General features: G+C 37.9%; 16 protein-coding genes, 1 tRNA gene and 1 pseudogene. 3 read left to right on the top strand and 15 right to left on the bottom strand.

All coding sequences use genetic code 11. The annotated features are described in order from the left end of the window. Positions 1 to 76 precede the first annotated feature (76 nt). The 15 genes and pseudogenes from GFH30_RS04955 to efp form a co-directional block, all read right to left on the bottom strand. Positions 77 to 2,239 carry a YfjI family protein gene (locus GFH30_RS04955; RefSeq protein WP_153371178.1) on the bottom strand — a complete coding sequence of 721 codons (2,163 nt, stop codon included), beginning with the start codon at positions 2,237 to 2,239 and terminating at the stop codon, positions 77 to 79. Positions 2,240 to 2,241: 2 nt separating this feature from the next. After that, on the bottom strand, positions 2,242 to 2,718 hold the full coding sequence (locus GFH30_RS04950; protein WP_153371177.1) for a Rha family transcriptional regulator: 477 nt from the start codon (positions 2,716 to 2,718) through the stop codon (positions 2,242 to 2,244). Beyond that, positions 2,715 to 2,915, bottom strand: coding sequence for a helix-turn-helix transcriptional regulator (locus GFH30_RS04945; protein ID WP_153371176.1), 201 nt, complete (start codon positions 2,913 to 2,915; stop codon positions 2,715 to 2,717). The genes GFH30_RS04950 and GFH30_RS04945 overlap by 4 nt, the downstream gene beginning before the upstream one ends. 94 nt (positions 2,916 to 3,009) lie before the next feature. Next, positions 3,010 to 3,768: a hypothetical protein gene (locus GFH30_RS04940; RefSeq protein WP_153371175.1), complete on the bottom strand. Its 759-nt coding sequence runs from the start codon at positions 3,766 to 3,768 to the stop codon at positions 3,010 to 3,012. Next, positions 3,765 to 4,979 (bottom strand): tyrosine-type recombinase/integrase, encoded by a 1,215-nt coding sequence (locus GFH30_RS04935; RefSeq protein ID WP_153371174.1) that lies wholly within the window; start codon positions 4,977 to 4,979, stop codon positions 3,765 to 3,767. The genes GFH30_RS04940 and GFH30_RS04935 overlap by 4 nt, the downstream gene beginning before the upstream one ends. A gap of 181 nt (positions 4,980 to 5,160) precedes the next feature. Next, positions 5,161 to 5,237 (bottom strand) — tRNA-Val (locus tag GFH30_RS04930). Positions 5,238 to 5,284: 47 nt separating this feature from the next. Continuing rightward, entirely contained in the window at positions 5,285 to 7,270 is a 1,986-nt protein-coding gene (locus GFH30_RS04925) for a transglutaminase family protein (RefSeq protein WP_153371173.1), read from the bottom strand. Beyond that, positions 7,271 to 8,176, bottom strand: a pseudogene (locus GFH30_RS04920) (DUF58 domain-containing protein). A 13-nt stretch (positions 8,177 to 8,189) separates the two neighbouring features. After that, positions 8,190 to 9,152, bottom strand: a complete 963-nt coding sequence (locus GFH30_RS04915; RefSeq protein ID WP_406565739.1) for an AAA family ATPase — start codon at positions 9,150 to 9,152, stop codon at positions 8,190 to 8,192. Positions 9,153 to 9,250: 98 nt separating this feature from the next. Further along, positions 9,251 to 9,427 carry a hypothetical protein gene (locus GFH30_RS04910; RefSeq protein WP_153371171.1) on the bottom strand — a complete coding sequence of 59 codons (177 nt, stop codon included), beginning with the start codon at positions 9,425 to 9,427 and terminating at the stop codon, positions 9,251 to 9,253. A 107-nt stretch (positions 9,428 to 9,534) separates the two neighbouring features. Further along, positions 9,535 to 10,404: an IS982 family transposase gene (locus tag GFH30_RS04905; protein ID WP_153370362.1), complete on the bottom strand. Its 870-nt coding sequence runs from the start codon at positions 10,402 to 10,404 to the stop codon at positions 9,535 to 9,537. A 90-nt stretch (positions 10,405 to 10,494) separates the two neighbouring features. After that, positions 10,495 to 10,923, bottom strand: a complete 429-nt coding sequence (locus GFH30_RS04900) for a hypothetical protein (protein ID WP_153371170.1) — start codon at positions 10,921 to 10,923, stop codon at positions 10,495 to 10,497. Between the two features lie 100 nt (positions 10,924 to 11,023). Then, positions 11,024 to 11,326: a YbdD/YjiX family protein gene (locus GFH30_RS04895; RefSeq protein ID WP_153371169.1), complete on the bottom strand. Its 303-nt coding sequence runs from the start codon at positions 11,324 to 11,326 to the stop codon at positions 11,024 to 11,026. 10 nt (positions 11,327 to 11,336) lie between these two features. Further along, the gene (locus tag GFH30_RS04890) at positions 11,337 to 13,436 is read right to left on the bottom strand and encodes a carbon starvation CstA family protein (RefSeq protein ID WP_153371168.1); all 2,100 of its coding nucleotides are present in this window, start codon (positions 13,434 to 13,436) and stop codon (positions 11,337 to 11,339) included. A gap of 166 nt (positions 13,437 to 13,602) precedes the next feature. Next, the gene (gene efp, locus GFH30_RS04885; RefSeq protein WP_153371167.1) at positions 13,603 to 14,172 is read right to left on the bottom strand and encodes an elongation factor P; all 570 of its coding nucleotides are present in this window, start codon (positions 14,170 to 14,172) and stop codon (positions 13,603 to 13,605) included. A 383-nt stretch (positions 14,173 to 14,555) separates the two neighbouring features. Here efp and epmB point away from each other — a divergent pair, with 383 nt between their 5' ends. From epmB to GFH30_RS04870, 3 genes are read left to right on the top strand one after another with little or no spacing between them, the layout of a single operon-like run. Further along, positions 14,556 to 15,578: an EF-P beta-lysylation protein EpmB gene (epmB, locus tag GFH30_RS04880; protein WP_153371166.1), complete on the top strand. Its 1,023-nt coding sequence runs from the start codon at positions 14,556 to 14,558 to the stop codon at positions 15,576 to 15,578. Between the two features lie 9 nt (positions 15,579 to 15,587). Continuing rightward, complete coding sequence (locus GFH30_RS04875) at positions 15,588 to 17,336, top strand: GTPase (RefSeq protein ID WP_153371165.1); 1,749 nt, start codon at positions 15,588 to 15,590, stop codon at positions 17,334 to 17,336. Next, positions 17,318 to 19,471 carry an EAL domain-containing protein gene (locus GFH30_RS04870; protein WP_153371164.1) on the top strand — a complete coding sequence of 718 codons (2,154 nt, stop codon included), beginning with the start codon at positions 17,318 to 17,320 and terminating at the stop codon, positions 19,469 to 19,471. Before GFH30_RS04875 ends, GFH30_RS04870 begins: the two co-directional genes overlap by 19 nt. The last annotated feature ends 41 nt before the right edge of the window (positions 19,472 to 19,512 follow it).

Here is a 19,512-nt window from a genome sequence, read left to right as displayed (position 1 = left end):
ATCAAAATTTCAAGTTTTATCAAGTGACAAAACCGACACAACCTAAGTTATGTCAGTTTTGTCAGTGCTGTTTCCATCAGTTATAGATTTTAGGATTTATATAAAATTGCTTCGTTGGTCGTCCACCACGATCTGTTGTAAAGACTTCTTTTACATTCAACCAATGATAGTCGACTAAAATATCCAAAGCGGCTTCTACTGAATGAAGATCAGTTAAAGACTTCCAGTTTTTGCGCTGTATATCCCTCGCTTTAAATCCATTTACTATCCAATCATCAGTATATGATAACTTCTTTAAACGCAATCCTAATGACGCTGCCTTAGAAGTTGCCGCATTCAAGACTAAGCCATAAATACGGCGAGCATGTGATTCAAGATAATTACACCACTCTACAGCCATCAATGCCGATTGCTCACTAACTCTATCTACTGAACCAAATCGAATACCTTCTAACAAATGGAAAATTAGAGCTATTGAAGCCATAAGCTTAGGATATTTTTGTAAGTGCTGTGCAATGATTGGATATTCTTCATTTTGAATCACCTTCTGATTTAAGTTAGTACTCCAATCTACCCAAATTTTTTGCGCTGTCTCAGAGAATCTAAAATAAGGTCGGCTATTCACATCCTGATCAATCACTGCTCCCATATTAGATAAATCGCCTAGCGTCATACTATCTATTTGCGTAAACAAATTGACCAACTCAGAACGCGCAATAACATTAGGCTTTTGATCTATGTATTGCCATTCTGTTTCATCAGGATAAACCAGTAATTGAAAGCGTTGAAATAGCCCATCATTGCCCCTTCCTTTAATACTTGGCTCTAAGTAAGTAACAAGTTTATCAGGCTGTATACCGCCTAAGATGCTTAAACAATGATTTTCGATATAGCCTGAACCTCGTATGATTCGATCAAACTGATAAGGTTTATTTCCATCAAAACCCTCCAAGAAAAAAGCTCTTGCTGAAGGCTCTTTATCAACTGAATCAAACCATCCTGTAAGTTCATCTCTTAAAACCAAAATACCATTAGGATTACTCTTTTCAATTTCAGCCAATGCTTCAGGGGTTGCATCATTTGTACTGTATCTTCGCAATATTGGCTGTAATGTACTGACCTTCCCTAACTCCATTAACTCCGCTCTTAAAGTACTTTCTAGCTCTTTATCCTCTGATTTAACCGCTTCTGCTAACTTATTCTTGCACTGCTTTATCTTTGTATCTAATACAAAGCTATCTGCACCATTCTCCTGAATATCATTCTCGAATTTCTTTTTCGCTTCTGCGACCAATTGCTTAATCGGATAAGTACCAGCATCAAAGGCTGGAGACTTCTTACTACTCGGTGGCGCAACAATACCACCCCATAAATTAGGAATGATCATCCAATCATCATTAGCTTTTGGCTTAATTCCTACTTTTGCACCGACTACCGAAGCAAAGGCTGTCATAAGGCATACGGCGACCATATCAGGACTCATATTGTCAGCACGTTTCGCTTCGTCAAATACATAATCAGCAAATTCAGAGGGTAACATTTCAGGTGATAACTTTGTCACAGGCAACAATTCAGAACTAATTTTGATTGGCTCTTGCCAACTTTGATCAATTTCAGCCTTTAATAGCTCCATGACTTCTCTGTTTACTTCGTATTGCTCCGAAAATGCTGTTACTGGCTCACTTAGTCCAATGACATGAATATCATTATTAAAATGCCTTAAACGCCTTTTTAAATCGTTTTTTTGATGAATTGCACATATGAAACATAGGCGAATATTCTTCTGTAGAAAATCATTTAATACCACTCTGTCATTAGGACTTGCAAAGAGTACTGGATGTTTTCCATGACTTAATACCATTAGGGTATACATATCATCCGTGACGAAATAAGTGCTTTCATCTGCATCTATATTCAGTATTAAATTTCCCTCGCCAATATGTATATCCTTTTCATTAGATGAATCTGCTTTAAATAATAGCCCTGTGAATGTACTGTCAGTCCATAATGGAAAGCCTAATCTATCTTTTACCTGATCATCATCAGGTAGGTTGTCAAGTGCAAGGTATAACGTGACATTCGGATTTCCATATCCTATGATTAAAGGATGTGCTAAACGCTCAGGATCTGACATTTTGAGTGCTTTGCATGAATGTTGTAAGAAGGCATTAAATTGGGGATCTTGGCTGCCACCTTGATCCTCAGCTTTTATAAAAAATTCTGTATTAGCTTGATTCATCGCTATTGCTCCAAATCTAATGACAGTTGTAACCACTGTTCAATTTCATAAATTTTGTGCTGAATATGAGGCTTCTCTCTTTTCCAATGAGCCATTTCTCTAGCACAGCTACTTATTTCATTTTTTCTCAATGTAAAATAACTAACTACCTTCTCGTATATCTCAGAATAGTTATGAAGCTCTTTTTCCATTAAATTAAAGGCTTCAATGTACTTGAGCTTAATGTCCATCGCTTTTTTACCTGTGAAACTCATGACTAATAGAATGAAGCCATCTCTTGTGATTTCGTAACAAGGACGTGTCTTGCCTTGTATATCAAGATATGAGGTGAGCGTAAAATTACGTTGGCGAAATTCATCAGGACATTCAAGCTTACGAATAGCATGTTTTACATCGCTAGGGCGTTTATTAAATGCTTGTGCAATGAGTAGGTCAGTGGTGATAAGCAAACCATGCTTTAAAGTGACAAGATTTTTCATTTTGTCACCTCATTACGTTCTGCTTTTTTAGTTTCTAGCCACGCGTCTAGTTCTTCTTTAATAAAGAAAGTAGGGCTTTGCCGAGAGTCGCCCATTTTTAAAGGCGTAGGGAATAGAGGATCTTTTTGCATGAGCTTTTGCAGCCCAGTACGAGAGAGACTTAATAAATCACAGACTTCGTTATATCTTTTCAGCATTGTATGCCTCTGCATGTGTTCAAATGAAATACAGAAGCCACTTTAATATCTATTTTTTAAGCTGAAAAAAGTGCAAAATAATCTTGCACCCCCACTATTTAACAATTTTTTTATATTGATCACTGTTTCTTACAAATTTTTTTGAGTCTTCTAAGAATAAAAGTTCCTTCTCATTAAATGGTTGAATTTCGATACTTTTAATCATTTTAGAATAGAAGCTTTGTGGTATCTCTCTACTACCTAGCGACCAATTCAAATCGCTTAAACTTGGTAGCTCCCAAATTTCATAGCTAAAATTGTTATTTTTACTAATTATTTTCTTGTACTTCTCTTGAAGGATATATAAAGAGGATATAAATTTCGGATACTCTTCTTGAGTTACCTCATTTCTTCCATGTAATAAAAAAAACATCGCTATATGGGCGACTGATCTATATTCCATCCAATACTCTTTTAATCTGCGCTCACTTATTTTGGTTTTCCCTAATTTATTTTTCTTGTCCATAGCTAAAGTGAAACCGTAAGCACTATACATAGAAACTGACACATTACTTACATCTAACCTAAATAACGTTATTAATAAATTTGCCACTATAGCTAATTTATTAAATGAGTAACCTTTATTCGGATCTTTATAATTTTGAGCTAAGGGAAATAAAACAGCATATTCTCTAGCAAATTTTGTGATATGAGATGCCCGTTCATCAATCTCAGAGTTATTGTTAATCCAACTAGTAAGAAAACGTGCGAAGGCTTGATCTCTTTTAATTTTATCTTCAGGATAAGTCATATAAATCACAATAATTTCAGTGACAACCTCATACATGCTAAGCGTGCTTATTTCCATTTTCATTTTATGACTTCCATTACATTAACTTTATCTGCCCACCATTGCATCATCTCAATACGTTCATCAAAATGACTCCCCTTGTCATACACGCCTTTTACACCTTTCTTAATATGCCCCAAACAAGCTTCTACGACTTGCGACTTATCACTAAACTGATTATTTAAAGCAGTACTCGCAATATGCCTAAAACCATGCGGATTTTGTCTGTTCTTATATCCCAAACGATTTAAGGCTGTATTGAACGTCATATCACTGACTGGCTTTTCATAACTATCACGACTTGGGAAAAGAAAGTCGGACGCTGTTTTATAGTTTTCCAATTCTTTTAATAATGTAATGGCTTGATGTGGCAATGGTACGCCATGAATTACGCCTGTTTTCGTTCTTTCCGCAGGTTTAACCCATATTGCCTTATCTAGATCAAAGTCACTCCATAACGCCTCTCTTAACTCAGATGGTCGTGGAAAGAGTAAGACCATTAACTCTAAACCAATTCCAATAGGACGTGATGGATTAGATCGGATCGCTTTTAATAATTCAGGTAATTTTTCAAGCTCCACATGTTTCATATTATTCTTTTGGCGTTTTGCTAAAAACTCGGTCATGCCCTCCAATGGATTGAAAGTAATCTTTTGATTGAATTTAGCAAGATTATAAGCACTACGGCAATAAGCCGTTAATTTTTCAACTTGCGTCAAGATACCTAAATCATTCTGTAAAGACTGAAAAAAAGTTAACCATTCATTCGGTTCAATTGTCTGATAGTTCCGATTGCCAAATTTCGGATAGATATGACGCTCAATTGATTTAACAGCTTTACTATAGGTAGCTTCACCCCAATTATTTTTTTTAGTGGCTAACCATGTATCCATTAAATTCTTAAATAAATATTCTTGATCTATCTTTTTCTCCAAACGAATATCATTTTTTGTTTTAATAATTTCGCCATTGAATAGCCTTATTTGAAATTCTTTTGCTTTTTTCCTTGCTAAAGCACCACTCACACTAGGATAAGATCCAAGACCAAATACAGCCCACTTTCCCTCATTATTCTTATATCTGAGTACCCATGATTTCTTACCATTCGCTTGTACACGAAAGTAAAGATGATCGCCGTCATGAATTTTATATTCACTCACTTTAGGATCAGGCTCTAAAGCCTCTAAAGTCGTATCTGATAGACGTTTACCCACCTTTACTTCTGATCTTTTCATAATAATAATTCTTGTACACTGAGTTCTATAATTTATCTGTGTACACAATAGTGTACAAGTTATTTCGTGTTATATGAGATCAAGCAAGCTTATACAAGGCAATAAAAAAGCCCTAAACTATTGTAGTTTAAGGCTTAGTTAATCATATAAGGTTATGTAACAATCTATGATTTTAGTATCTTGGTAGGTATAAGCAGACTCGAACTGCTGACCTCTACGATGTCAACGTAGCGCTCTAACCAACTGAGCTATACACCTAGAATGCTTCGCATATTATAAATATATGAAACTAAAGACAAGTGTTTTCATTTATTTTTTAAAATGAATGCACAATATTTAAGCAAGCCTTTGAATTCCTTTAGATCTGCATCATTTTTCTCTGACCCTGCATACATGACCCGATCATAAATCTGTATGGTTTGCATGAACTTCATACGTTTTTCATCATCTACACCAAGTGATATCCGTTGCAGCCACTGACGAAAGGTTTCATTCGATTGCCTTTTTAATTCAAAACTTAATTGTTTGTTAAAGCGATCAATCTCACGATCCAAAGATGAAACGGAATGACGTTTTTTCAAAGAAATAACAGTGAAATAAAGCAACATTAAAAAGAGCACAGCACTAAATAGCGTCAAAATAGCCATATAGGTGGATTTTAGTCCTAATTTTTCAAACCATTTTTGCTGAGACTCACTGTTATAACCCACCACTTTACTTTGCCATTGGTACGATGCGTAATCTCCCCAAATCCGCATTTTAGTCAATAGTTGAAAACGATGGGGCGACCACCTATTTTCTTGACCAAAAATACTGGCATCCTGCTGCATTAAGGTTTGCATACCATTTTCAATACGTTGTGCAGAAATCACCGCGGTTGGATCAATCCTTTGCCATTGTCCATCGAGCAATACTTCTGTCCATGCGTGTGCATCCAGTTGCCTTACCTCCCAACTCTTGCCATCGGGTGCCAACTGCCCACCTTGATAGCCTGTCACAACACGTGCAGGAATACCGGCAAAACGCATTAACATGACAAAACTTGAAGCATAATGTTCACAAAACCCTTGGCGTGAATTAAATAAAAAATCATCAATTCGGTTGTGCCCTAAGATGCCCGGATTTAAGGTATAGACAAAGTTATTTTGTCTGTACCAATTCAACACATTCTGTATATATCGTTTGGCATCTTGCTGACTTTCTGAATATAAACGCGTAGCAAGTTGTTGAGATTTCAAATCTAAATTGGATTGAATCTTGGTATTAATTCGATAGATATACTCAGGTTGTTGCATCGTATCATGCGTACCCACCCACTGTAATGATATAGGCTCAACGCGCTGTGTGAGACGACGCGGTACAATGCTGCCATCTTGGCGATTGAAATAGTAACGTTCATGCGGAATGGACTGATCTAATCCCATAATCCAAAGTACAGATGTGTCAGCCGCTAAATATTGATAATTCCAAACATCTGTATTTTTGACCGAAATTTGTGTTGGTTGTTGATTTACAAAATGACTCGTCCACTTTTGCCCATCATATTCATCCAAAACCAATGCACGCCAATACAGATCAGTCTGCTTTGGTAAGCGCTGAATATCTCCAATAATCCGAAATGCCAATGCACTCGATTGCGAGAGTGATGCAATATCTCCTGGCGACATACTATCGCTAATGCCTGTCACTGCCTTATTTTCGGGAATTGGTATATGCCAAAGTGGTGGCAAGCGTGGGAAAAACATGAAGAGTAAAATAAAAAATGGAAAAGCCAGTGCCACAAAGCGCCCGACATGTTTTAAATCTTGTAAGAGTGCTTTAGCTGATGATGTTTGTGAAGGCATAGATGCTTCAAATTCTGAAACCTGAATGCGATACAGCCCCACCATACAACTGAGTAAACATAGAAGAACCGCCAATGCCATCCAAAAACTTTGACTATATAAAAATGAACTGGCAGCCACAAACAAAGCAAAGTTAAAAAGAATAATAAAATCACGTTTATTCTTACTTTCTAATGCTTTGGCAAACATAAATGTCGTTAATACCGCCACACCTGCATCGACACCAATAAAACTCTTATATTGGCTATAGATTGCAATAACGGCGATTAATGTCAGTAAAAATGTGATTTTTTTCGGAATGAGCTTTTGCTTTTTCAGATAATAGAATAAACAAGCCAATTCAACTGCTAAAACAACACTTAAAGGTACAGCTAAAAAAGCCACTTGAGTGAGTAAGATTAAACTCAGACTGAGTAAGATCGGTGTACGGATATCGGCATTCATGATTTAAGCCTGCGCCAATAAGATTTTGGCTTTATGTAATTGCTGATCACCCACCCCGAGTTCTAATTCTGCCTGCGGTAATTGCAAACGATAAGCCGCTTGTTGCTGTTCACATTGTTCGACTAAACCCATCATATATTGTAGTTTTTGCTCATGCGATTGACTTGGCATTTGTTCATAGCAAATCTCTAGACTTTGCTCATCCTGATGTGGCTCAAAAACTTTGATATACATGCCCTGTCCACGTGCGACTTGTTTCCAAGAAACCGCATGTAAGGAATCTCCTAACTGATAATTACGCAGCTCTCGATATTCATCCAAATCGGATTCTTGGCTATTTTTGGTTGTCTTATGATCGGTCGATACCAATTCTGCCTTCGGTGCAATCCATGCTTTTTTTTGATGATAAAAATACGTCCATGCCCGAACCAATCCAAAAGGATATACAGAATAAAGTTTGATCTTTGGATATTCAAATAACCCACGGTTTTCACTATAAAAGGTCAGACTCATCTGCTGCCTTATTTCTGAAAGATAAATTTTTTCAACATGCTCGCCACATTCAAGATATAAATATCTGGCTTATTTGATCGGTTGATGAAAATAGCAATGTAATTGTGCAGCTTGACCGACTTGACCAACCTCCTCTGCGACCAATTCTATTTTCAAACCATGTAACTGTTTAAAAGTCAGATAAAAACTAATACATAAGACGGCGCTGACGAGAAAACAAAAACCTAAAATCAGATTATTGGCATAATTCACACCCGCAATAAAACTGATAAAAATAAGAACAAGATATAAATAACCTTGCCGATAGATAAAAACTAATACATCGCGTTGTGATAACGTTTTAGGCTGATGATATTGAAAGCGTTTTTTTAGCCACATTTGCCAAGCTTTGGACACAATAATGCTCCTTTTAGCTCACAGCGACGTGTTGCAAAAGTTGCGCAGTTTCAATTTCACTTAAACCAATACGATGCGATGCGACTGCTACAAATACGGCTTGTATATCATCAGGCGTAACAAAGGCACGTTGTTGAATCAATGCATAAGCTTGTGCAGCGCGTTTCAATGCCAATAGTCCACGGGTGGAGAGTCCATGACGTTTTTTACGTGTTTCTGCCGCCAAATCGAGTAAATAATCTTGCATTACATCACTGACAAAAATTTGCTGTACAAGACTTTGTAATTGCAAAATATCTTGCTCATGAAAGACATGCGTCAGCATCGAAATTAAAGCCGCTCGCGATTCTTGTTGTAATAAAACTTTCTCCGCTTGCCTTGATGGATAACCTAAAGATAGCCGCATCAGGAAACGATCAAGTTGTGACTCGGGCAAAGCATAGGTGCCACTTTGAAATAATGGGTTTTGTGTGGCTATGACCCAAAATGGTTTGGGTAATTCATAACGATGACCATCCACCGTGGTAAACCCTTCTTCCATCGCTTCTAAAAGTGCGCTTTGCGTTTTAGGACTAGAGCGATTAATTTCATCAGCGAGTAAGATTTGAGTAAAAATTGGACCTTGCTTAAACTCAAATTGATGTTCTTTTTGATTAAACATATTAATGCCAATTACATCACTTGCCAGCATGTCATTGGTAAATTGAATTCGTTGAAACTTTAAATCTGCTAAATGAGCCAAGCTACTCGCCAACGTGGTTTTACCAAGGCCAGGTAAGTCCTCGAATAGAACATGCCCACCTGCAATTAAGCAGCATAACGCTAACGTTGTTTGCTGCTCTTTGTCTAATACAATGGCGTTAATTTCACTGAGGAATCGTTGGATTTGAGGGGCAAAAGCCTTTATTTTCTGCTCGAGCATTTCATTTTGTTGTCTTAAGTCAGCATTTTCTTTTTGTTTCATGCCCCAAATCACACTACTCTCCGAATCATTTTTATCATTTTATTAACATACACAAGTTTATGCTTTTTCTAAAGATTGTAATTTTTTTACTACAATACTTATTTTTTTATTTAGGCTGCTTTATCTTCTGAATCACAGATGGTTAAATCAATTTCATTGGCTTCTAACTCACAAAACAATGCTGAAAATTCAGGTTTAAGGCTTTGATACAGTGAAATAAAACCCATGATAAAGAATAGACTAAAAATGATGGATGCATCTAAATAGTATGAAGATGATAGACTCATATTCACTTTAAACAATTTACCCATCATAACCAATATGAATGGGGCTGCTCCAAGCAAGATAAATGAAATATAAAAAAATATACCGCCATAACTAACCCGAATCCTGTTTAAGCCGATGACTCCATAATTTGAATTGTTGGCTTATTTTTATGGATCAGTTGATATGCACACAAGGACGCGTAAATCCCTCCTAGAAATCCATGAACACTACGTGCTTTGCTTGTCACTAAATTGTACTGACCTTTCAATAAACTGAATAAAGTCTCTATCTTATTGCGCTGTTTTAAGTGATATTTATCTGACTCAGAAAGTTGTGTAGCCTGCATATTTTTTCGATGATAGGTAATTAAATCAATGCCTTGCTCTTTTAATCTAATCTTCAGTTCTTGACTAATATAGCCACGATCTCCATACAACTTTGCTTCCACCTCTTTAACGAGTCTCTCAACCATTTTTATGTCAGCAACATGTCCATTCGATAAAGCAGAACAAGCAATTTCACCAAATTGGTTCATTGCAATGTGCAATTTACAGCCATAAAACCAGCCCATTGAACTTTTACCACGAGATGCAATTTTAGCTAAAGATTTATGGCGTTGAATACGTTGATTTTTACAAACTGGCAGAGTTGTTGAATCAATCCATAAATATTGTGTACCTTGGTCTTTCATCAGCACCACATGTAAAGCGTGTAGAGCCAATTGGTGCATATTGATCAGATGAATCATCCTTTGATAGCAAGGCAAATACTTAAATAAATGGTTTTTATCTTCTTTTAACCAAATGAAAAATGCTTTGAAATTATTGAAATGAGAACATTTGTACCAAATAGCGATAAAACAGATTTCTGAAATGGTTAAATGAGCAGTTCTGATTCTTAAGGAACGATTACTTTGCTTAAGAAAATTCCAGTAGGTTGCTTCAAATTTAAGAAAGAAATCATCAATTAAGCAAAATAATTCGGTACTATTAAACATCGGGACTAGAGTTTTAAGTTTTGTGTGGTAACTCAACTGATGGCTCTAGTCCTTCTATTTTTCAAGTTAATTTCTTATCCGCGATTCGGGTTAACTATTAAGTTTAATTCTCCAATTTTTCATTGGAGTTATTGGCATAATTTTGCCATCTTTTACTTCCACATTATCTTTAACACGATGATAAATTCTGATTGCTCTACTAATATTTTTACGCGTTAAAATATATTTAGCCATCTCCTTAGAACAATACCGACAACCGATAATCGCATGTATTTGTGCTTCCTCACAAAAACGGTCATAGTTGCGATTTAAACTTGAATCTAAATAATTTTTTTCACTCAAAGTCTTTGTCTCTTCAAGTCTTTGTATGATTCTTTTCTTATTAATATCTTTTAACTGAAAAAATATATCCAATAAATCTCTTGATTTATAGATGACTAAAACAGAGACAACCATACAAATGAGCAATGGTGATGGATTTTCCAAAATCATTTTAAAAACTTCTACAAAATCAGACATGTTTTTTATCTTGTTATTCGATCTCTAAAGACTAACGCATCACTCAAAATTTAAGCAAATAAAAAACGCCCCGAAAGGCGTTTTTTTCTAAATCATAAACTTAACAAGGGCATTTCTTCATATCCCCACCTGCTGATGGATAACGTGCATCCACGCAGTGACGATAAAAAGTCTTGGCATCCATCGCTTCCAAATCAGGATGATGCTTACGCATATGTTCCAAATAAGTTTGATAATCAGGAACTCCAACCATCAAACGGAAGCTTTGCTGTAAACGTTGCCACAAAGTTGCAATACTCGACCAATTCTTCGGATTGAGAATTAAATCTTTTTGCGACATCACGGTCATTTTGATGATTTTATAAATCATCGTTTTACCACTTTTAGCAAATTTAAGATTCATGCCCATCTCCTTAATGGTGCGCTTGCGCCTTAATATGTTCAGGATCGCGGTAAATCGCTTCACCTTCATTAACTGAGGGTTCAGGATTTGCCAATGCACGACGAACCACTTTAATGGAAGCAATGAGCATCACAATCGCAACAATCATAAAGAATGCACATAAACCTGCATTAATCTGATTAGACACTGCCACTGTATGCATTTCTGCCATATTTTTTGCAGGTGCTAACAATTCATTATTGGCAATTGCATTATTAAAACGTTCAGATTGTGCCAAGAAACCAATTTTTGGATTTTCATGGAAAATCTTTTGCCAACCGGCTGTCATTGAGGTGATGAATAAGAAAATAGTTGGAATGATGGTCACCCAAACATATTTTTCTTTCTTCATTTTGAACAAAATGACCGTACCTAAAATCAGCGCCATTGCGGCTAAAATTTGGTTACCGATACCGAAGAGTGGCCATAAACTGTTAATCCCACCCAGCGGATCAACTACACCTTGATAGACGAAGAAGCCCCAACCTGCTACAGCGACTGCTGTACCAATCAAGTTTCCTACAAATGAAGATGATTTTTTTACCGCAGGAATCACAATACCGACTGTATCTTGCACCATAAAACGACATGCACGTGTACCTGCATCTACCGCTGTTAAGATGAAGAGTGCTTCAAACAGAATGGCAAAGTGATACCAAAATGACATCATGGCACGGCTATTGAAAATCTCTGAAATGATATGCGCCATACCAATGGCGAAGGTCGGTGCACCACCTGTACGCGACAGAATCGAGCTTTCACCCACTTCATGTGCCAACATGGTTAAAGCTTCAGGTGTTACGACAAACCCAAGTGTACGCACCGCTTCAGCAGCAGTTTCAGCCGTTGTACCTAACAATGCAGCAGGTGAGTTAATGGCAAAGTAAATACCCGGATCAAGCACTGCAGCACAAATGAGCGCCATGATGGCAACGAAAGATTCCATCAACATACCACCATAGCCAATCACACGAATATCACGTTCGTTATTGACCAATTTGGGGGTTGTGCCTGAAGAGACTAAAGCGTGGAAACCTGAAATCGCACCGCAAGCAATGGTAATAAATAAGAATGGGAACATTGAGCCTGCAAAGACAGGACCTGTACCATCAATAAATTGCGTCACAGCGGGTAATTTCATCTCTGGCATTGCAAAGACAATACCAATCGCTAAACCTGCAATCACACCAATTTTTAAGAACGTTGATAAATAATCACGCGGTGCAAGTAATAACCACACCGGAAGCACGGATGCGACAAAGCCATAAATAATTAGAGCCCAGGTCAGTTCTGTACCCGATAACGTAAAGAATGCACCCCAATATGGATGTTGCGCGATATTCTCACCGTAGATAATACCAAGCATCATCAATACGAAACCAATAATGGACACTTCTGCAATTTTACCCGGACGGATAAAGCGCATGTAAATACCCATAAAGATCGCAATTGGAATAGTGGCTGCAATACTAAATACGCCCCAAGGACTGTTGGTCAATGCTTTCACAACCACCAGCGCCAATACCGCAAGGATGATAATCATCACACCAAGCGCGCCCAGCATCACGATGACACCGGCAAATGAGCCGAGTTCTTGCTTCGCCATTTCACCGAGCGAACGGCCATCACGACGGGTCGAGATGAACAGTACCAAGAAATCTTGTACCGCACCTGCGAGCACCACACCGACTAAAAGCCAAATTGTGCCTGGCAAATAGCCCATTTGCGCTGCAAGAATTGGACCCACCAACGGACCTGCCCCTGCAATCGCAGCAAAGTGATGACCAAACAAAACACTTTTATTGGTCGGTACATAATCTAGACCATCGGTCAGACGATGCGCTGGCGTGAGACGGCGTCCGTCTAGCTCAAATACTTTGTTGGCAATAAATAAACTGTAAAAACGATATGCAATACTATAAATACAGGCTGCTGCAAGCACCAACCAAATGGCATTTACGCTTTCACCACGACTTAAGGCAAGTACGCCAAATGAAACCGCACCTACAATGGCAACAAGCAGCCAAATCATTTTAGAAGTCATCGTTGACTTCTGTTGAATCTTTTCCATGTCAATCCCTCAGATCTGTTGCAGATTAACCAGCAATTTTTTGTTTGAGGTCCTGCTGTTTGTTGTGCAACTTTACGCTTATTCTTATTTTCTGCCTGTAATACTTTGGCATTAAAAAAGGGATGATTTACATCATCCCTTCTGATCATAGTCTATTTTTAAACGATTAAGCACGTTCTAAATAGTCACCCGTACGTGTATCTACACGAACGCTTTCTTCTTGTTGTACAAATAATGGAACACGTACAACTGCACCAGTTTCAAGTTTAGCAGGTTTACCGCCACCGCCTGAAGTATCACCACGTACACCTGGATCAGTTTCAACGATTTTAAGCACAACGAAGTTTGGTGCGCTTACGTTTAAAGGCACGCCATTGAACAACATAATCGTGCATTTTTCGTTTGAATCGTCTTTTAACCATTTAGCCGCATCGCGCATTGCTGTTTTGTCAGCTGCGATTTGTTCAAATGTAACAGGATCCATGAAGTTCCAAAGTTCGCCATCGTTGTACAAGTATTCCATTTCTACTTCTACGATGTCAGCAGCTTCTAAGTTTTCACCTGATTTAAAGGTTTTTTCGAGTACTTTACCGCTGCGAAGGTTACGTAATTTAACACGGTTGAACGCTTGGCCTTTACCTGGTTTTACGTATTCGTTTTCCATGATTGAACATGGGTTACCATCAAGCATAACCTTAAGGCCAGACTTGAAATCGTTCGTAGAATAATAGGCCATGATTGGCTCACTCCAAACTTACTAACTTTAATCTATTGATGCTATGGGCAGTTCTGGGGTCATTCATTAGCAGGCATGCCCCGAACATAGTGTGCCACATGCACATTCATTTAATGATGCGTATTCTAAATGAGCAATACACCATGCCGCAATGAAAAAATCTAGTTTCCAAGCATGAAGCTGTCTAAGTTACGCCCATACATAAATTTTCTTGTAGAATCGTGACATTCAAATTTAGAAAATGCTGTCTTATCTTGAATCTATCGTCAGTGTTGTAAATCTAGGCTTTCCTCAATTTAGACGAATTTTGTGAGGCGACATTCTGTTAAAATATGGTGATTGAGCATGTATTTGCGCCCTCCCGACATAGTTATAGATCAGGCATGACACAGTTTTTATATCAAGAGCAACATTGGCAATCTCAACTCAGCGACCTTGTGACCAACCCTCAGGAGCTTTTACAACTTTTAAATTTATCCGCTGAGGATTTATTGTCAGGGGCAATTTTAGCCACTGAACAATTTAAATTACGTGTGCCGCGTGCATTCGTCGGAAAAATGCAAGTGGGTAATCCCTTAGATCCGCTTTTATTGCAAGTATTGCCGCATCATCTTGAGCTTGAAGATTACCCGGGTTTTGTGACTGACCCCTTAGGCGAAGAACAAGCCAACCAGCAACCCGGTGTACTGCATAAATATAAATCACGTTTTTTACTGACTTTAACGGGTGCGTGCGCCGTTCATTGTCGTTACTGTTTCCGTCGTCATTTTCCCTATCAAGAAAATCTGCCTAAAAATGACGATTGGCTCAATATTAAAAGCTATATTGAGAGCCAAACCGATATTAATGAAGTGATTTTAAGTGGTGGCGATCCGCTGACTTTATCGAATCGAAAATTGCAATTATGGATTGAACGACTCGAGAGCTTGCCTCAACTTAAATTCTTAAGAATTCATTCACGTGTGCCGATTGTGATCCCAAATCGAATCGATGATGAACTCTTAAGCGTGTTAAAAAACAGTAGGCTACGCATTATTCTAGTGGTACACTCAAATCATGCATCAGAATTAGATGATTTTACTTGTTCTAAACTTAATCAGTTATCTGAACACAAAATCACGGTGCTGAACCAAGCCGTATTATTGCGTGGGGTCAATGATTCTGCAGAAGTTCTCACCGATTTAAGCTATCGTTTATTCGATGCAGGTGTGATGCCGTATTATTTACATGTCCTTGATAAAGTCAAAGGCGCACATCATTTTGATTTAGATCCTGATCTAATCAATACAATTTATACCGAGCTTTTAGCGAGCCTTCCGGGATATTTGGTTCCTAAATTGGTACGGGAAATAGCGGGCGAAAAAAATAAGACACCGCTTTTTGGGGTTTCAACATTTTCGAGTTAAATAATAAAGATGAGCACACATACTTCTGATATTTTTCAAACACCGACGGAAAAGAAACGGGCTCAGCTGAGCTTTTGTCACACCAGTGCCAAAGCGTTGCAAGAATGGGTCTCAGGTATCTCTATTTTACAATTAGGGACATCCTCTAAGTCTTTGTTTAGTGCGCTCTTAGAAATTGCTGAACTTGATTGTGAAGAAAGCTTAAGATTTGATCTGATTCAGGTTTTACACCCCACCCTCGAAAATGTATTGACCAGCCTTGAAAAACATTTTGTCAATCAAGGCTTAATTACCACCGATCGCAATGATCAAATCATTGAATTGGCGATGTTGCTGCGTAGTCACTTTGCCAAAATTTATATTGATATTGCGAAACGCTGTCAGTTACAGCTCAATGAATACAAGTTTTCCATTTTTAAACTGAGTTTTAAAAAACGCCTTGAAACAGCACGCATGGTATCAATTTATTATGCGTTGCAGCAACTGAGTTTACTGTTGTATCAACAGCATATGTTGTATAGCTCACCTGTTATGGGGCAATGGTTAGCGGCACATCAACTGATTGAATGTGCCATGCAGCATGATTTTTATGTCAGCAATATCAATCAAGTGCTGGGTACGCAGCATGATATTCAAAACATCGCGCAAGCCTATGCCCAATTGATCATTTTAGAAATTTTTAATACTCATCAGATTCGTCCAGCTGAAATTCAAGGCTTGTTCTTATGTAGTTTCGAGTGGGCAAAACTGATTCAAATTTTACCAAAAGAATCGACTTTATCGCGTTATATCGTAGACTCAAGTAAAGATCATCCCCCACTATTTAATACGCGCCAAGGCAGTCACTACAAAGCCAATATTTTTATTTCAACGCAAAACTTAATGGAACATATTTCGACAGCCCAATCGAAGAATAATCAAAGTTTAAGTCGGAATGAAAAACTCTTTTTAACACCTGCTCTGCATTTTCATTTACACACCTTATTGTCGACCACGGCTGAACGTCGCCATGAACGTTATGAGTATTCTGCGCAAATTAATATTTGCTTTGGCTTAACAGCAGCACATTTTTATCTATCTAAGGGTAAAAACTTCCAAGAGACCTTAAATACCGTCGCGACCAATTATAAATTCCAAAGCCAAAGCAGTATGGCTAGTTCCGCTGAAGCTGTTTTACCAAGTGCGTTTAGTAGTATTAAGGCATTAGATCGCGAAGCAAAACAGATTCATAACGCTGAAGTTCTGGATATTAGTGTGAATGGTTATCGGATTAAATGGACAGGGATCACCCCTGCCAATCTTAAAACCGGTGAATTTATTTTGGTACAGGAAAACACCCAAAGCCAATGGCGCGGTGGTGTGATTCGCTGGATTAAGCAATCGACTGAAAAAAGCTTAGAACTGGGTTTAGAAATTCTTGCACAGGATTTATTTCCATGCGCGGTGTATGCCCGCACCGATAAAAACACCATTAACTATCAACCCGCACTGATTATCCAAACCACGCAGCTTGATCAAGTCTCGACCAGCATTATTGTCTCAGGCATACATACCTTTAAGGAAAAACAAACCATTCATCTGCGTTTGGATCAAAATGAACTGAAAATTTATTTAACCCAAGCACAGCTCATTACACAAAGCTTTATGCGTTTTGATTATGAATTACTCAATGATCAGGAAGAGCCTTTGGTGAAAAATTTTATCGCCAAGCAATTGAATGAAATTAGAAACAATGATTTATGGGAAGCATTGAAGTGAGAAATCCATTATTGTCAAAAAAGTTAAAACGTAGCGAAACACGTTTACTCATTATCGATGATAATCAGATTCGATTTAATCAAATTCGCGATCTATTAACTTCAAATGAATATCAAGTCGATGCTGTACTCCTTGATGATTTGCAAAATTTTGAAAAACAACTGAATTTTAATTGGGATTTGATTATTTTTGGTCGAGCTTATGACTTAAAATATGAGCAAGCATTGAGTATTGTGCGTTTGTCCAATCAACCCAATTTACCGATTATTTTATTAAAACCGGATGACTATCAACCTGAGCAATACGCGCAGTATGTGCAAAAAGGGATTTTTGATATTCTAAATTTGGATTTCGCTCAACGTTTCTATTTAGGTTTAGTGCGCGCGCTTTCATTTAGTCGTCTTGTTCAAACGCAAGCGCATTTAATGGCAGAACTTGAAACAGCACAAAGCCAAGCACAAACGCTTGTAGAAGAAAGCAATAAAGCCATTGCCGTGATCCAAGAAGGGATTCATATTCAAGCCAATGAAGATTACTTAAAATTATTTGGCTTAACGTCTGAAGATGACATTATCGGTTTGCCACTGCTCGACATGTTGCAACCACAAGATTTAAATGAGTTTAAGACTCGCTTTAAAAAGATCTCGCAAGGTCAATTTGATTTAGGTGGCTTGGAGATCAACAGTAATAACGCCAATCTCACGGCTGCGAATCCGCTTAAGCTCGAATTTTTAGCATCCAATGTTGAAGAAGATGCCTTGCAGATCACCATTGATACGCAAACATCAGCAGCCACAGCGCCAAGCCCTGCAAATCAAATCGGGAAACCAAGTACGCTTCAACAGTTAAAACGAGAAATTGCGAAAGATCCCGCGCCAATCAATGCCTTGGTCATCTTCTCACTGGCTGCAGTGGAATCTGAAGTTTTACATGCAGATTGGGCAACTTTCTCTGCATACTTTGACGGCATTAAAAACTTCCTCAAAGATCAAACGCATGTACCGTTATTTAAGCTGGATCACCAAGCCTATATTGGCTTGTTCCAAGCGGACTCGCCTGCGGTACTCGACTCAAAATTAATTAGTTTATCTGCGTTGGCTAAACCTCAGTTGCTAAACGCCAATAACAGTGCGTATCCACTCAAATTGCGTATGGGTTATCACATTCTAGACAGCGATATCCGTGATGATGCGCATTTAGAACAAGTGATTGCCAAAGCCTTTGATACTGCTTTACCGCAAAATCAACAATCTGCAGAATTTAGCCTTGATATTCAAGCACCAACGCCAACCCCTAAAATTGAATTTAGTCTTGAAGAACGACCTACTGATACGATTAAGCCACAGGAAAGTCAATCATCAGGTATTTTAGCGACAGGTTCCGTTTCCATTTTATTTGCGTTACGTGAATGCCTAGAGCGCGGTGATATTTTGCTGAAATATCAACAGCTTTATGACAAACAAGATTCCGATCTTTATGTCTATGAAGTGACCAGCGGCTTTATTTATGAAAATAAGTGGCACGATATTTCAAGTTTACGTGAACTCGCAGAAGACCCTGAACTGTCGATTAAACTTGATCGCTGGATTTTGGTTGAGTCATGTAAGCAACTGCATAACTTTATTACTCAATATCCTGAAGCACGTTTAATTGTCAATTTAAACAAAGCTGTCTTATTTAATGATCGTAGCTTCCCTGAATTTATCTCTAAACTGATTACCATTATTCGTAGTAAATTGGATCAGCCATTGACGCTTCAGTTCTCTGAAGAAGATATTATGATGAATAAAGAGGATGCACAGAAATATATCCGTGTATTGCATGAACATGGCGCGCGTATCGCGGTTCGTGACTTTGGCGCATCAATGTACAGTGCGAATCTTTTAAAAGAGATTCAGGTGTCGGCATTAACACTCGATCGTAAGCTGACCAATATGCTCAAATCAGATACTGAGATTGAAACGTTGCAAGAAAAAATCACTGCTTTCAATGAAATTAAACCATTGAATATTATTATGCGCGAGTTGAATGATATGACGCTATTTGCGAATGCATGGAATGTCGAGGCACGCTTTATTCAAGGTGATTATTTCCAGAAAAAGCTGGATCATCTGATTGATATTCAAGAACACTAAGTTTTCGCTTTGCTATTTACTGCGCGATTCAATGCAGTAAA

The organism is Acinetobacter wanghuae, assembly GCF_009557235.1.
Classification (GTDB): Bacteria; Pseudomonadota; Gammaproteobacteria; order Pseudomonadales; family Moraxellaceae; genus Acinetobacter; species Acinetobacter wanghuae.
This window is presented reverse-complemented; position numbering and strand designations above follow the sequence as displayed.